This is a genomic window from Hominibacterium faecale (genome assembly GCF_020734085.1).
Lineage (GTDB): Bacteria > Bacillota > Clostridia > Peptostreptococcales > Anaerovoracaceae > Hominibacterium > Hominibacterium faecale.
In genome coordinates, this window is record NZ_JAJAGH010000011.1 from 1 (window position 1) to 13,222 (window position 13,222).

Below are 13,222 nucleotides of genomic sequence, written 5' to 3' on the forward strand. Positions count from 1 at the left end.
CTTACCATGGTCTACGTGTCCAATGGTTCCGATATTGATATGTGGTTTGTTTCTTTCAAACTTTGCCTTTGCCATTTCAATTTCCTCCTAAAATGTGTTTAATCGTTAAAAAATTGGAGCTGTTGAGCAGACTCGAACTGCCGAACCTCTTCCTTACCAAGGAAGTGCTCTACCAACTGAGCTACAACAGCACGCCGATCAATTCATATGGTACTATATTTTAGGGCTTGTGTCAACAAAAGAAATGAGTGAAAACGCTTAATTATTGACACAAGTACGCTAAAATTTTTTTCTTGGTTCTCTGGATGGCATTATCAACGGCTTTCGGGCTTTTTCCCAGACCTTCTGCAATCTGTCTATAATTCTTTCCCGTCAAATACTCATTCCATACCTGCATCTCAAATTTGCTGAAAATATTGCCCTCGTTGCCGATGATAGATTTCACCACATCCTTGAGAAGCAGCTGGGCTTCCGGATCCGAATTGCTGTCCGAACAGAGGGTTTCTTCCAGAGTTCCATCTGTCTCTTCCTCAGAAACCGGTTTGTTAAGTGAGATGGAGGTATTGAGTGGTGAATGCTTGAGCCGGCTGGCAGTTTTGATGGCTGTTATGATCTGACGGTTGATGCACAGTTCCGCAAATGTATGAAAGGATGCGTCTTTTGCGCAATCGTAACTCTTAATAGCTTTAAAGAGGCCGATCATCCCTTCCTGAACCACATCCTCGCCATCAGCGCCCATAATAAAATACAGCTTGGCCCTGCTTCTCACCACTTCTTTGTATTTTCGAATCAGATATTCTTCCGCCTCCAGGCTTTCCGCCTGAGCTTCTTCTACCAGCTGTTCATCCGTCAGCTCATCGTAACGCTTGTCCATCACGCTGCCTTACCACCTCGTACATTAAAATTGCCGCCGCACAACTCGCGTTCAGCGAAGTAATCTTTCCCTTCATGGGGATTGATACGGTGAAATCACATTTTTCCCGTACCAGCCTGCTGATGCCGGCCCCCTCGCCGCCGATCACCAGCGCCAGTTTGCCCGTCAAATTCTGCCGGCTGTAAATCTGCCCGTCCATGTCGCAGGCTGCCACCCAGATCCCCTGCGTTTTCAGCTTGTCGATCGTCTGACCAATATTGGCAACCTTTGCGCAGAGCATATGCTCGATGGCGCCGGCAGAAGCTTTAGCTACCGTTTCGGTCAACCCTGCTGCCCGCCGTTTTGGAATTACAATACCGTGAGCGCCGCAGCATTCTGCGGTGCGCATGATGGCTCCCAGATTGTGGGGATCTTCCAGTCCGTCCAGCAGGATCAAAAGCGGTTCTTCGCCGCGCTCTGCAGCACGGTCCAGAATATCTTCCACCTGGCAGTACCGATATTGGGAAACCCAGGCCGCCACTCCCTGATGGTTTTTTCCTTCCGCAACGCGGTCCAGCGCAGATTTGTCGCTGTAATGAATGGGTATCTTTTTCTCCTTAGCCATGCCGGTTATCTTACGGATGGAACCTTCCGCACCCTTGGCCACAATCAGCTTTTCAATTTCCCGGTCGCTTTTCAGCGCCTCCATAACGGCATTTCTGCCGATAATCATAGTATCTGCCATTCTATATCCTCGTATACTCAAAAAATTGGTAGCGAATTCCTTTTTCTTCCTGAACATCGCTTTTCCAGGTGACCGCAAGGTCCTCCATCTCATCCAGGTTGGGAAAGGATCGGTCCGCTGGAAAGGATGCATAGATCTTTGTTACATAAAATCGCCGGCAATCTTCCATAAACTGGAGGTAAATCTGTTCGCCGCCGGATACGAAAACTTCTTCGCCGGCCAGAGCTTCCATCAGCTCTTCTTTTGAGTGATAGACCGTGCAGTCTTTTGGATTGTAATCCTCATTTCGTGAAAGAACCACATTTTTTCTTCCGGGGAGGGGCTTTGCGCCGGGAAAGGATTCCAGGGTTTTTCGCCCCACGACCACCGTTTTTCCGTAAGTGCGCTCTTTAAAATATTTCAAGTCGCCGGGAAGATGGACCAAAAGTCCCCCGTCCCTGCCAATGTTCCAGTTTTCATCTACAACTACAATTGCGTTCATTCCGATCTCCTAAATTGCAACGGGTATATTTTTAATCTGGGGATTCTTTTGATAATCTTCAATCTTAAGATCGTCCACCGTAAAGTCATAGAAATCTTTGATATCCGGATTGAGCGTGAACTTGGGGGCCGGATACTGAGGCCTTTGAATCAGTTCTTTTATGACCGGAACATGCCGGTCATAGATATGGGCATCCGCGATTACGTGAACCAGCTCACCTGGTACTAAACCCGATACCTGAGCGAACATGTGAATCAGCACCGAATACTGCACTACGTTCCAATTATTGGCCGTCAAAATATCCTGGGATCTTTGGTTGAGGATGGCATTGAGCTTATTACCGGTTACGTTGAAGGTCATGCTGTAAGCGCAAGGCTCCAGTCCCATCTCCATCAGATCGCTGAAATTATAAATATTGGTCATAATCCTTCTCGAATAAGGGGTATGGCGAAGCTGCCACAAAACATTGTCCACCTGATCCATCTCTCCATGGGGGAACTTGTACTTCACACCCATCTGGTAGCCGTAGGCTTTGCCGATGGACCCCTCTTCATCCGCCCACTCGTCCCAAATGCGGCTCTTGAGGTCGTTGATGTTGTTGGATTTTTTCTGCCAGATCCAAAGGATCTCGTCCACTGCCGATTTAATCGCCGTCGGCCGCAGCGTCAGGGCCGGAAATTCTTCCTGCAAATCGTAGCGGTTGACTACCCCAAAAGTTTTTATGGTATGAGCCGGCGTTCCGTCTTCCCACTTGGCGCGCACAGTTTGGCCTTCCGATGAAAACCCGTGCTCCAAAATATTTCCGCACATGGTTACAAATAATTGATCTGCTTTGCTCATTTTCTCTCCTGTCTAAAAAATTACATATTTAACAAAGATGCCGATCAGCCCCAGGGCAATAACGACAATATAGGTCTTTTCCGTGGAGGAAAGATTATGCCACTTCCAGCTTTCTCTGCCAGTGGCTTTCCCCTCCTGCTGCTGCCGCTCTCGGTTTTCCTTTGCGTACTGTTTATTGGTTTCATAGTAATCCGTAAAAACGTCCCGGGCCTTATTACGGACTTTTTTCTTTTTTTTCGCCATCTTATGCTCCGTTTTTATTTATCGTTTCAATTGCCCGATCAATGAACCACTTGAGCCGGTCCTGCTGATCCGCCAAATACAGGTAGCCGACCAGTGCTTCGAAAGCGGTGGCCAGTTTGTAAGTCACCGGATCCGTATTCTTGGGCTTGGAAGTGATTTTGCGGTTTCTGGCCCTTCTGGCCAGCGCCTGCTCTTCCTCCGTCAGCTCGTCCATCAGCTTTTTTATCGCCAGCGCCTGGCCTTCGGCCCTGACAAACCTTACGGCGATTTGATGAAGCCGATCCGCGTTGTGCTGACCGGTCTCCATGATGAATCTGCGCACGGCCACTTCGTAGACCGCATCGCCCAGATAGGCCAGCGCTGTCGTATTGATGGTTTTTACTTCCTTTATATCCATATCTATTCTTTGATAATCTGTACGCCCTGCGGAGTATCTTTCAGGGTAATTCCCTTTTCTTTCAGCAGATCGCGAATCTCGTCCGCTCTGGCAAAGTTCTTGTTTTTTCTCGCTTCCTGACGTTCATCGACCAGCGCCTGAATGTCATCGTCAATGCCGCCCTCATCTTCCTGATCGTGCTGCAGAAGTCCCAAAACAGAGGCAAGCTCCATCAGTGTTTCCAAAGATTTTTCTGCAAATTCTTTACTGCAACCGTCTTTTACGGCGGTGTTGATGGCCGTCACCAGTTCAAATACTGCGGAAATGGCATCAGCCGTATTCAGGTCATCCTCCATAGCGGCAATGAATTCCTGTCTATATTGATCGTAACCCTTCAAAGTGTCCTGTTCTTTCTCAGACATCGTTCCCTGGCAGGTACTGATTAAGTGCTTGAGATTGCTCTTGGCATTCTCCATTCTGGCAAGACCGTTCTTGGCCTGTTCCATGAGGCTGTCGCTGAAGTTGATCGGATTGCGGTAATGGCCCGAAAGCAGGAAGAATCGGATCACCTCTCCATCATACTCCTTGAGGATATCCCTTACGGTAAAGAAGTTGCCCTTGGATTTGGACATCTTTTCATTATCAATGGTAATATAACCATTGTGCATCCAGTAGTTGGCGAACTGCTTGCCGCTGTGGGCCTCCGACTGGGCCACTTCGTTTTCGTGGTGGGGGAAGGTCAAATCCTGTCCGCCGGCATGGATATCGATGGTATCGCCCAGATACCGCTTTGACATGGTGGAGCATTCGATGTGCCAGCCGGGCCGCCCCATTCCCCATGGGGATTCCCAGGCGATTTCATCGTCCGTCTTTCTCGCCTTCCAAAGGGCGAAATCCAATGGATCTTTTTTCTTTTCGCCCACTTCAATTCTGGCGCCCGATTCCAAATCCTCGATGTTCTGTCCGGAAAGCTTTCCATAATCCTTAAAGGCTCTGGTGCTGTAGTAAACATCGCCGTCAACCTCATAGGCATATCCCAGATCGATCAGGTCTTTGACAAAGGCGATGATCTCATCCATGTTCTCGGTCACCTTGGGATGGACGTTCGCTTTCTTTACATTGAGCGCCGCCGCGTCTTTATAGTATTCTTCAATAAATTTTTCACTGATTTCTCCGGCGCTGACGCCTTCTTCTCTGGCCTTATTGATGATCTTGTCGTCCACATCGGTAAAGTTCTGGACAAACTTTACGTTTTTTCCCCGGTACTCCAGATATTTTCTCAGGGTGTCGAAGACGACGAAGGGCCTGGCGTTGCCGATGTGAAAGTAGTTGTAAACCGTCGGTCCACAGACGTAGATTTTGATTTCATTCTGATCCACTGGCACAAATTCTTCTTTTTTCCTTGTCAAGGTATTATATATTTTCATCGTTTTTTCCTTTCTGTTGTTCCCTCAATTTATTTTCAAGCATTACGATACGTCTCCGCAGGCACTCCAGCTCGACGGCGATTGGATCCGGCAGGTCTACCTGGTTGAGATCTTCATTGGTCGGCTTGCTCCGTTTTACGATGGTCCCAGGTATTCCCACCACCGTACAGCCGTCGGGAATCTCCTTGAGTACCACAGAACCGGCGCCGATCTTAACGTCGTTTCCCACTCTGAATGGCCCCAGAACCTTGGCCCCTGAGCTTACGATTACCCGGTCGCCCAGGGTGGGATGGCGCTTGCCCACGTCCTTTCCCGTACCGCCCAGGGTCACGCCCTGATAGATGGTCACATCATCGCCGATCTCGGTCGTCTCGCCTATGACCACAGCCATGCCGTGGTCGATGAAACATCGCCTGCCGATGGCGGCTCCAGGATGGATTTCGATACCGGTGAACCATCTGGTCAGCTGGGAGATGATTCTGGCCAGCAATTTCATATGATGTTTGTAACACCAGTGAGCCGGCTTATGCCAGATCAAAGCCCATACGCCCGGATAACATAAAAGGACCTCAAAGCCGTTTCGCGCGGCCGGGTCTTTTTTTAATACGGTCTGTATGTCTTCTCTGATTGCCTTAAAAAATGCCATGTATCTCCTCTTTCATCCTTACAATATCTATTAAAATAAGACAGGTACGCATACCTGCCTTATATTATACAATGTGAGGATAAATTTGTCACCCCTTTGATTTTGCCTCGAAAAAGTTGTCTTACAGATAGTTCATGGGGTTGACATTTTCACCGTTTACCCGGACCTCAAAGTGGAGGTGGGGGCCGGTGGAGTTTCCGGTGGAGCCGACTTTGGCAATGGTCTGGCCTTTTTCTACAGCTTGTCCCTCTTTTGCCAGGATGGCGCTGCAATGGGCGTAATAGGTAACAAGTCCATTCCCGTGGTCGATTTTAACCAGGTTGCCGTAGCTTCCCGAATAACCGGCGAAAATCACCGTTCCTCCGTCGGCGGCGCTGATGGGCGAACCGGATGCCATTCCCAGATCCACACCCAAGTGAGTTCTTCCCCATCTGGGGCCAAATCCGGATGTGACGCGAATGGTCGATACGGGCGCCGCCAGGCTGCCGCTGCCCCGCTTTTCGGTGCCCCTGGAAGCGGTGAACAGGGCTTCTTCATTTTCTTTGGTCCCTGTCAACACAACCTGCGGCTCCGCCTCCTGAAGGATTTCTTCCTCCACAACGTCGGTTTTAACGGCTTCTCCGTTTTCCTTGGTGATTTTCTTTGTTACTTTCTTCAAACCGCTGCGGCCTTCTTTTTTGACTTTCGTCTGTCCCACATAGAGCTTGTCCGTTTTTTCGTGAGTCTCTTTGAATGCAATCGGTTCTTCTTCTGTAACCACTTCGGTGGTTTTGACGGTCAACTCTTCTTTTTCCGCAATTTCAGCGGCTGCTTCCTCTACCGTCATAATCCGGGGCTTTTTATCGCCGTTTTCCAGATTCATCTCTTTTGCAGAGGTCTGCTCTTCTATCTCGATTTTTACAGTTTCATTGTTTTTGTAATGCTGTGCTACTTTTTTTACGACTTCTCTGGCATCTTCCTTACTGTCCACGAGGGCAACCTGCTGCCCATTGGCGGTAACATACCAGGGTGGTGTGATCACTTCTCCATTTGCTAAACGTACAGGTACTTCAAAGTCTGACGGTACTATGGCTGTTCCGGCCGCAATGGATACAGCGGCCAGAAAAACGGCGGCGGTTCCCATGACGATCTTCTTTCTTGTTTTTAGGAACCGGAGGCTCCTACTGGGTAATTCTTTCATAATATCGCTTCCTTTTTTCTCTGTCCCCTTACAGGGAGCTTTGAATTTTGAGCGACTTCCTGGGCGGTGTTTTCAGGTTTAACACCACCTGGATTTAATCGCACACGATATATAGTATTCCCAGCTTGTCCCAATTATACCTATTTTTTATTCAAATTTTGTGCCATGAAAATCCGATCCCCTGGTAATACGCAGGTGATGTCTTTGGGCGATTTCCACAAAACGGGCCGCCTGCTCGACGCTGTGATCGCAATGAAAGCACTCCAATCCGTCCAGCCCATCTTTTTTTAGACGAGAGATCAGGTCATCCACTTTTTGATAAAAGGATTCACTTCCAGGCGTGCCAAACTTGCGAATTTGAATGGGATGGGCAAGGACAGCAATACCGCCCGCTCCTTTAATCAGACCAATGGCGTCGGAGGTTTTCAGCTTTTCTTTTTTAATGGCTTTTGCGGCGGGTGATTCTAAGAGCTTTCCCTCTGCAAAGGCCTCCTTGGGCTTTTCGATGTATCCCTTGGCCGCCATGGCACGGGCAATGATGGGCTTTCCGATAAAGGTCTGCCCGGACCGGAGCATCAGCTCCTCCTGTGTAAGGGGATATCCCATGCGTTCCAGCTCTTTGAGCAGTTTTTCATTGCGGGCGTCCCGCTTCTTGCGCAGATCGTCCAGCGTTTTTAAGAGCTGTTTGTTTTCAGTATCGATATAATAGCCCAGAATGTGAAGGCCGATGCCCGTTTCTGTTTCTGTGGCCAGCTCGATACCGGGTATAATCTCCAGCCCCAATTGTCTGCCGGCTTCCTGAGCTTCTTTGATTCCGTCGATGCCGTCATGATCGGTGATGGCGATTTTGTCGTAGCCATTCTCTTTTGCCTGCTTTACAAGTTCCGCCGGCGAGATGGATCCGTCGGAAAACCAGGTATGGATATGAAAATCTACTTTTGGTTCCATAAGAGCCCTGCTGCCACTTCATCGGAAGCAGCCTTGCCTTTCAACAGTTCGATCAGCTTGAGAGCAAAAGGCATGGCTGTGGCCGGTCCCATGGATGTGACGATTTTTCCATCCACCACTACCTTTTCGTTTTGATAGTCCGCACCGCCAAGCTTGTCCTCCATGCCCGGATAAATGGTGGCTTTTTTCCCATCCAGCACTCCCAGCGCACCAAAGACCATAGGCGCCGCACAGATCGCCGCAATATATTTGTCGTTCTTCGCAAAGCAGCGAATGTGGCTTGTCAGACCTTCGTGATTTCCCAGGTGCTCGGCTCCCGGCATTCCTCCAGGCAGCACAATCATTTCACACTGTTCATAATCGGTTTCTTCAAAGAGGATATCCGCCTCCACCGTTACATTGTGGGCACCCGTAACCTCTTTCTTTCCGGTGATGGAAACCGTCTGCACGCCAATCTGGGCTCTGCGGAAAAGATCCACCGTTGTCAGCGCCTCTACTTCTTCAAATCCATCTGCTAAATGTACGTAAACCATAATCTTACCTCCTTTTTTCATTAGTATATGCCAAAATTCAGCCGCATACAAGCTGCGGCTGAATTCTTTCTTACCATTATTTTACTTGCAAGGCTTTAAGTTTTTCAAGGAAATGTCCATCAAAGGCGCGCCGTAGGTCAGCGTTCCTGCGGAGACATAGTCCACGCCGATGGCCGCGATTTCTTTCAGCCGCTGCTTGGTGACGTTTCCCGAGCATTCCAGCTCCGCCCGTCCTGCGGTAATTTCGACGGCTTTTCGCATGGTCTCAAGGTCCATATTATCCAGCATAATGATATCCGCTCCTGCTGCCAGAGCTTCCTCAAGCTGGTCCAGCGTTTCCACTTCCACTTCCACTTTACGGACAAAAGGTGCATATTCTTTGGCCATCTCCACGGCTTTGGCCACGCTTCCGGCAGCGCCGATGTGATTATCCTTCAGCATCAGCCCGTCGGAAAGATTATAGCGGTGGTTGTTTCCGCCGCCTACTTTTACCGCGTATTTTTCAAAGATGCGCATATTGGGCGTGGTCTTTCTGGTATCCAGAAGTTTTGTGTTGCTTTCTGCAAGCTGGGCTGCCATATTCCGGGTGTGGGTAGCAATGCCGCTCATTCGCTGGAGATAGTTGAGGGCGGTTCGTTCTCCCGATAGAATAGCCCGGATATCTCCGGTCACAATGCCGATCAGATCACCCTTTTTTACCGGATCGCCGTCTTTGAACCGAGTTTCGAAGCGGATGTTTTCATCCAGCAGTTCAAACACCCGCCGAAAGATTTCCAGTCCGCAGATAACGCCGTCCTCTTTGCAGATCAAGTCGGCGGTGCCCGTCTTTTCCTCCCGCATAACCGCATTGGTGGAAACGTCTTCTCCGGTGATATCCTCCTGCAAAGCGCTGAGCAGGTATTTATCCACGTTAATTTTTATGGTCACACCATTGATCATAGAACTTTTCATCCCTTCTCTTTATCTCATTCATAATCAGCTTGCGATTATCCGCCTGCCATGCCTCTTCATCTTCGTATTGGGTCAAGTCGACTTGCTTTCTACCATAAGCGATCAGAGAAATGTTTTTTTCGATCAGCGCGGCGGCCCGTTTGGCAAAGACCAGTCCTTCCAACAAGGAATTACTGGCCAGGCGGTTGGCGCCGTGCACGCCGTTGCAGCCGCTCTCACCTACAGCATAAAGGTTTTTGGCAGAGGTTTCGCCGTTGGTATTGGTTTCAATTCCACCCATCAGGTAGTGCTGCGCCGGTGTGATGGGAATCGGTTCTTTGCACAGATCGTAGCCTTCCTCCAAACATTTCTGATAGATGTTGGGGAAGCGGTCTTTGATCCATTGTTCCGGTTTGCCGGCCAGGGACAAATAGACGCACTGGCTGCGTGTCTTTGTCATTTCTTCCTGAATCGCTGCCGATACCACATCCCGCGGAAGCAGTTCGTCTACAAAGCGTTCGCCTTTGTTGTTAATGAGAATCGCTCCTTCTCCGCGCACGGATTCGGATATGAGAAATCCTCTTCCCGGCTTGTTGGAGTAAAGCACGGTGGGGTGAATCTGTATGTAGTTGAGGTTTTTCAGTTTGATATGGTGCTTGGATGCCATGGCAAAACTGTCGCCGGTGATATGGCGGAAGTTGGTGGAATGTTCAAAGAGACCGCCCATGCCGCCGGTAGCCAATATGACGGCTTTTGCCTGAATTTGTCTCAGCTGGCCGTCCCGGTCTTTTACAATGATTCCGCAGCAGCGGTTTCCTTCCATGACCAAATCCATCATCAGCGTATATTCCTCGATGGTGATATTCTTTTTCTTTCGTGCCGCATCGATCAGCTTGCTGGTGATCTCCTTGCCGGTCACGTCTTTATGGTGCAGGATGCGGCAGGAGCTGTGGGCTCCTTCTCTGGTGTAGTCAAAGCCGCCGTCTTCACTGCGGTCGAATTCCACTCCGTAGGAGATCAGCCGGCGGTTGACTTCCGCTGCCCCTTGGATCATGCACTTAACGGATTCTTTGTTGTTTTCATATCGCCCCGCCCGGAGGGTGTCTTCAAAGAAGGTTTCAAAATCCTGCTCTTCTTTTAAAGTGCAGATGCCGCCCTGGGCCAGGTAGGAGTTGCTGTTTTCTGTCTTGTCCTTTGTGATCATCAGCACATTCACGTTTTGCGGAAGGCTGAGTGCCGCGAACAGCCCGGAGGCACCGGTGCCCGCGACGATCACGTCATATTTGCTTTCCATGATCTTCTCCAATCATTTTTGGGCCAGCTCCAGCATTTTGGTCAGCGGCTTTTGCGCTTCCAGTCGTGCTGTTTCGTCCATTACAAGCGGCTGGTCCATCGATTCTAATGTCTGTAATACTTTTTCCAGCGTGATCTGCTTCATGCCGGAACAGATCTGCTGTTCTTTTGCCGGATGAAAAATCTTATCCGGATTGTTCTTGGTAAGCTCATAGAACACCCCCGTTTCGGTGCAGATAATAAATTCTTTGGCATCGCTTTCGCCTGCTCTTGCTATGATTCCCGATGTGCTGCCAATGTAATCGGCTTCTTCCAGAACTTCCATCGTGCATTCGGGATGGGCCAGAACTTCGGCCTGCGGCCATTGCTCCTTGGAGCGGAGCACGTCTTCTTTTTTTATTTCTTTATGTACATAGCAGTAGCCGTCATTGAAAATAAAGTGCTTTTCCGGAATCTTGGAAGCGATGTATCTTCCCAGATTCTCGTCCGGCACGAAGAGGATATGTTTGTTTGGCAGAGATTTGACGATCTTCATGGCGTTGGAAGATGTTACGCATACGTCCGAATACCGTTTGATTTCCGCCGTGGAGTTGATGTAGCAGACAACGGCCAGGTCGTCGTACTGCTGTCTGACTGCTTTGATTTTTTCCGCCGTCGCCATATGGGCCATCGGGCAGTCGGCGGAAGGATCGGGCATCAAGACCAGCTTTTCCGGATTGAGAATCTTGGCGCTCTCACCCATGAAAGAAACTCCGCAAAAGAGGATTGCTTGTTCTGTGGCCTCTACGGCCTTTTCGCTGAGATAGTAGGAATCGCCCACACAGTCGGCGATCTTCTGTACCTCTTCATCTACGTAATAATGCGCCAGAATGAGCACATCGTTTTCTTCTTTTAACTTTTTAATTTGATTTACAATATCAGCCATTGTCTTTCTCCTACGATTAAACTATAAAACATACTAATTTAACTATCGCACATTTCTTTACAGGTGTCAAGACATTTGTAAATTCCGGTTTGATTCTCGCGCAAATCCCGCTTTTAATTAAATGGTATATATTGACATTTAACATTATATGGTATATACTTCTATAAATTACATTTATATACAAAATATAAGTTAGGTACACCGGCACAAACTTGCAAAACCATCAAAAGGGGGATTTATCACCATGACAAAACCGAAACACATTTACAAAGACAGCGTATTCCGCCAGTTCTTCGACGACAAGGAAAAACTCCTGGAGCTGTACAGCGCCCTCTCCGGGCGGCACTACGCAAAGGATACCCAAATTGAAATCGTTACGTTGGAAGAAGCCATCTTTGGGGACCGGAAGAACGATCTGGCTTTTATCATCGAAGGCCGCCTCATCATCCTGATCGAACACCAGTCCACGATCAACCCCAACATGCCACTGAGGATGCTGGTTTACATCGCCAAAGAATATGAAAAATTCTATTTTTCCAAGGCCATTTACAGCAAGCATTTCGTGTACTGGCACGCTGAAGTTTGGATAAATGACGTCGAAGGATTTTTCATCTCACAAGACGGAAGAATGAGGCGTAGCCGTAGCTACGGCGAACGATGACAACGCAGTGAGGGGAAAATCCGGCAAGTCATTTGCCGAATTTTCAGCGTATCAGTACACTATTACCCGCGCCGGAGCTTTACGTTTTTTACAACGGCATCCAGGCCGCGCCTTTGGAGCAGGAATTGAAACTTTCTAACGCATTTTTCGAAAAATGTGATAAAATAACCTTAGAAGCGGTGGTGAAGGTCATCAATGTGAACTACGGCCAGGCCGCGGAGGTTTTGGCCCATTGCAAAACTCTCTCCGAATACAGTCGGTTCATCCACACCGTGCGTGAGAACCAAAAGCGCATGGGTGACCTGAAAGCCGCCATCGAAGAGGCCGTGAAGGCCTGCGTCAAGGAAGGGAGCCTGCGGGATTTCCTGAAAAGGAATGGTGGTGAGGTTGTGAGTTTTTTATATGACGAATTGAGCAGGGAAGAATGTGAGACCATCCGCGAAAATGATGGCTACCAGACAGGCCGCGAGCAGGGACGTAAAGAAGGTCTGGAACAGGGAAGAACGGAAGGCGCAATCATTAAAACCATTGAAAAAGTGAAAACAAAATACCTAAAGCATCAATCCATACCACAAATAGCGGACGCCCTGGAGGAGCCGGAAGCGGATATCGCGGCGATCCTTGAGGTCATAAAAAAATATCCAGATGCAGAAGCATCTGAACTTTATAAATTTCTGTATCGTTGATCATATCAAAGAGAAAGCCTGCAGTCTCCTATTGGGGATATGCAGGCTTTCTCTTTTCATGTTTTCACTTATTGCTGTGAGTTTCACTTTTGGGGATCTAGGCCGGAAGCCTGGACAGGGTGGAGGCCGGGAGCAAATCATCGCGATCTGTGCCCAGCAGCCTTCCCAGCGATAATTTTTAGCCTTTTTCGCTGCCAATCCACCCAAAAACAGCAGCAAATTATCGCTCTTCTGAATTTTTTCTTTTTTCACGATGAAAAATCATCGCAATCTTAGACCAAAACAAGCTCCAGCGATCATTTTACTTTGCACCCTTTAAAAATCCGGGCCCGAAGGGCCCGCTCCTTATCCCAACACAAATCCGCGCTCCCCCACAAGGGGAGCCGCGCCCCTCATCTCAACTCACAACTCCCGCAGCAAAAAACGTTTTGCGCAGGCAAACTCCGCAGAGCTGC

16 protein-coding genes and 1 tRNA gene are annotated in these 13,222 nt (G+C 48.8%); 2 read left to right on the forward strand and 15 right to left on the reverse strand.

Annotated elements, in window-relative coordinates:
• Positions 1-114 precede the first annotated feature (114 nt).
• The 15 genes from LG211_RS15665 to nadA form a co-directional block, all read right to left on the reverse strand.
• Positions 115-191: transfer RNA gene (locus LG211_RS15665), tRNA-Thr, on the reverse strand.
• 71 nt (positions 192-262) lie between these two features.
• Positions 263-874: an RNA polymerase sporulation sigma factor SigH gene (sigH, locus tag LG211_RS15670; protein ID WP_148399035.1), complete on the reverse strand. Its 612-nt coding sequence runs from the start codon at positions 872-874 to the stop codon at positions 263-265.
• The gene (rlmB, locus tag LG211_RS15675) at positions 855-1,598 is read right to left on the reverse strand and encodes a 23S rRNA (guanosine(2251)-2'-O)-methyltransferase RlmB (RefSeq protein ID WP_148399007.1); all 744 of its coding nucleotides are present in this window, start codon (positions 1,596-1,598) and stop codon (positions 855-857) included. Before rlmB ends, sigH begins: the two co-directional genes overlap by 20 nt.
• 1 nt (position 1,599) lies before the next feature.
• Positions 1,600-2,079 carry a dihydrofolate reductase gene (locus tag LG211_RS15680; protein WP_148399005.1) on the reverse strand — a complete coding sequence of 160 codons (480 nt, stop codon included), beginning with the start codon at positions 2,077-2,079 and terminating at the stop codon, positions 1,600-1,602.
• A 9-nt stretch (positions 2,080-2,088) separates the two neighbouring features.
• Positions 2,089-2,919, reverse strand: coding sequence for a thymidylate synthase (thyA, locus tag LG211_RS15685; protein WP_148399003.1), 831 nt, complete (start codon positions 2,917-2,919; stop codon positions 2,089-2,091).
• 12 nt (positions 2,920-2,931) lie between these two features.
• Positions 2,932-3,162 (reverse strand): hypothetical protein, encoded by a 231-nt coding sequence (locus LG211_RS15690; protein WP_148399001.1) that lies wholly within the window; start codon positions 3,160-3,162, stop codon positions 2,932-2,934.
• 1 nt (position 3,163) lies between these two features.
• The gene (locus LG211_RS15695) at positions 3,164-3,559 is read right to left on the reverse strand and encodes a Mini-ribonuclease 3 (RefSeq protein WP_148398999.1); all 396 of its coding nucleotides are present in this window, start codon (positions 3,557-3,559) and stop codon (positions 3,164-3,166) included.
• Between the two features lie 2 nt (positions 3,560-3,561).
• A complete protein-coding gene (cysS, locus tag LG211_RS15700; protein WP_148398997.1) occupies positions 3,562-4,965 on the reverse strand; it encodes a cysteine--tRNA ligase in 1,404 nt (467 codons plus the stop codon).
• Entirely contained in the window at positions 4,952-5,611 is a 660-nt protein-coding gene (gene cysE, locus LG211_RS15705) for a serine O-acetyltransferase (protein WP_269477959.1), read from the reverse strand. Before cysE ends, cysS begins: the two co-directional genes overlap by 14 nt.
• A 121-nt stretch (positions 5,612-5,732) precedes the next feature.
• Entirely contained in the window at positions 5,733-6,791 is a 1,059-nt protein-coding gene (locus tag LG211_RS15710; RefSeq protein WP_253020245.1) for a M23 family metallopeptidase, read from the reverse strand.
• A 147-nt stretch (positions 6,792-6,938) separates the two neighbouring features.
• Complete coding sequence (locus LG211_RS15715; protein ID WP_148398991.1) at positions 6,939-7,739, reverse strand: PHP domain-containing protein; 801 nt, start codon at positions 7,737-7,739, stop codon at positions 6,939-6,941.
• Positions 7,724-8,272, reverse strand: a complete 549-nt coding sequence (locus LG211_RS15720; RefSeq protein ID WP_269477960.1) for a DJ-1 family glyoxalase III — start codon at positions 8,270-8,272, stop codon at positions 7,724-7,726. Before LG211_RS15720 ends, LG211_RS15715 begins: the two co-directional genes overlap by 16 nt.
• Before the next feature lie 81 nt (positions 8,273-8,353).
• Positions 8,354-9,223, reverse strand: coding sequence for a carboxylating nicotinate-nucleotide diphosphorylase (gene nadC, locus LG211_RS15725; RefSeq protein WP_465250805.1), 870 nt, complete (start codon positions 9,221-9,223; stop codon positions 8,354-8,356).
• Complete coding sequence (locus LG211_RS15730; protein ID WP_148398987.1) at positions 9,183-10,496, reverse strand: L-aspartate oxidase; 1,314 nt, start codon at positions 10,494-10,496, stop codon at positions 9,183-9,185. The genes nadC and LG211_RS15730 overlap by 41 nt, the downstream gene beginning before the upstream one ends.
• Positions 10,497-10,508: 12 nt before the next feature.
• The gene (gene nadA / locus LG211_RS15735; RefSeq protein ID WP_148398985.1) at positions 10,509-11,420 is read right to left on the reverse strand and encodes a quinolinate synthase NadA; all 912 of its coding nucleotides are present in this window, start codon (positions 11,418-11,420) and stop codon (positions 10,509-10,511) included.
• Between the two features lie 244 nt (positions 11,421-11,664).
• Between nadA and LG211_RS15740 the strand changes: the two genes are divergently transcribed.
• Entirely contained in the window at positions 11,665-12,081 is a 417-nt protein-coding gene (locus LG211_RS15740; RefSeq protein WP_269477961.1) for an Rpn family recombination-promoting nuclease/putative transposase, read from the forward strand.
• A gap of 125 nt (positions 12,082-12,206) precedes the next feature.
• Positions 12,207-12,767 carry a hypothetical protein gene (locus LG211_RS15745; RefSeq protein ID WP_269477962.1) on the forward strand — a complete coding sequence of 187 codons (561 nt, stop codon included), beginning with the start codon at positions 12,207-12,209 and terminating at the stop codon, positions 12,765-12,767.
• Positions 12,768-13,222: the final 455 nt, after the last annotated feature.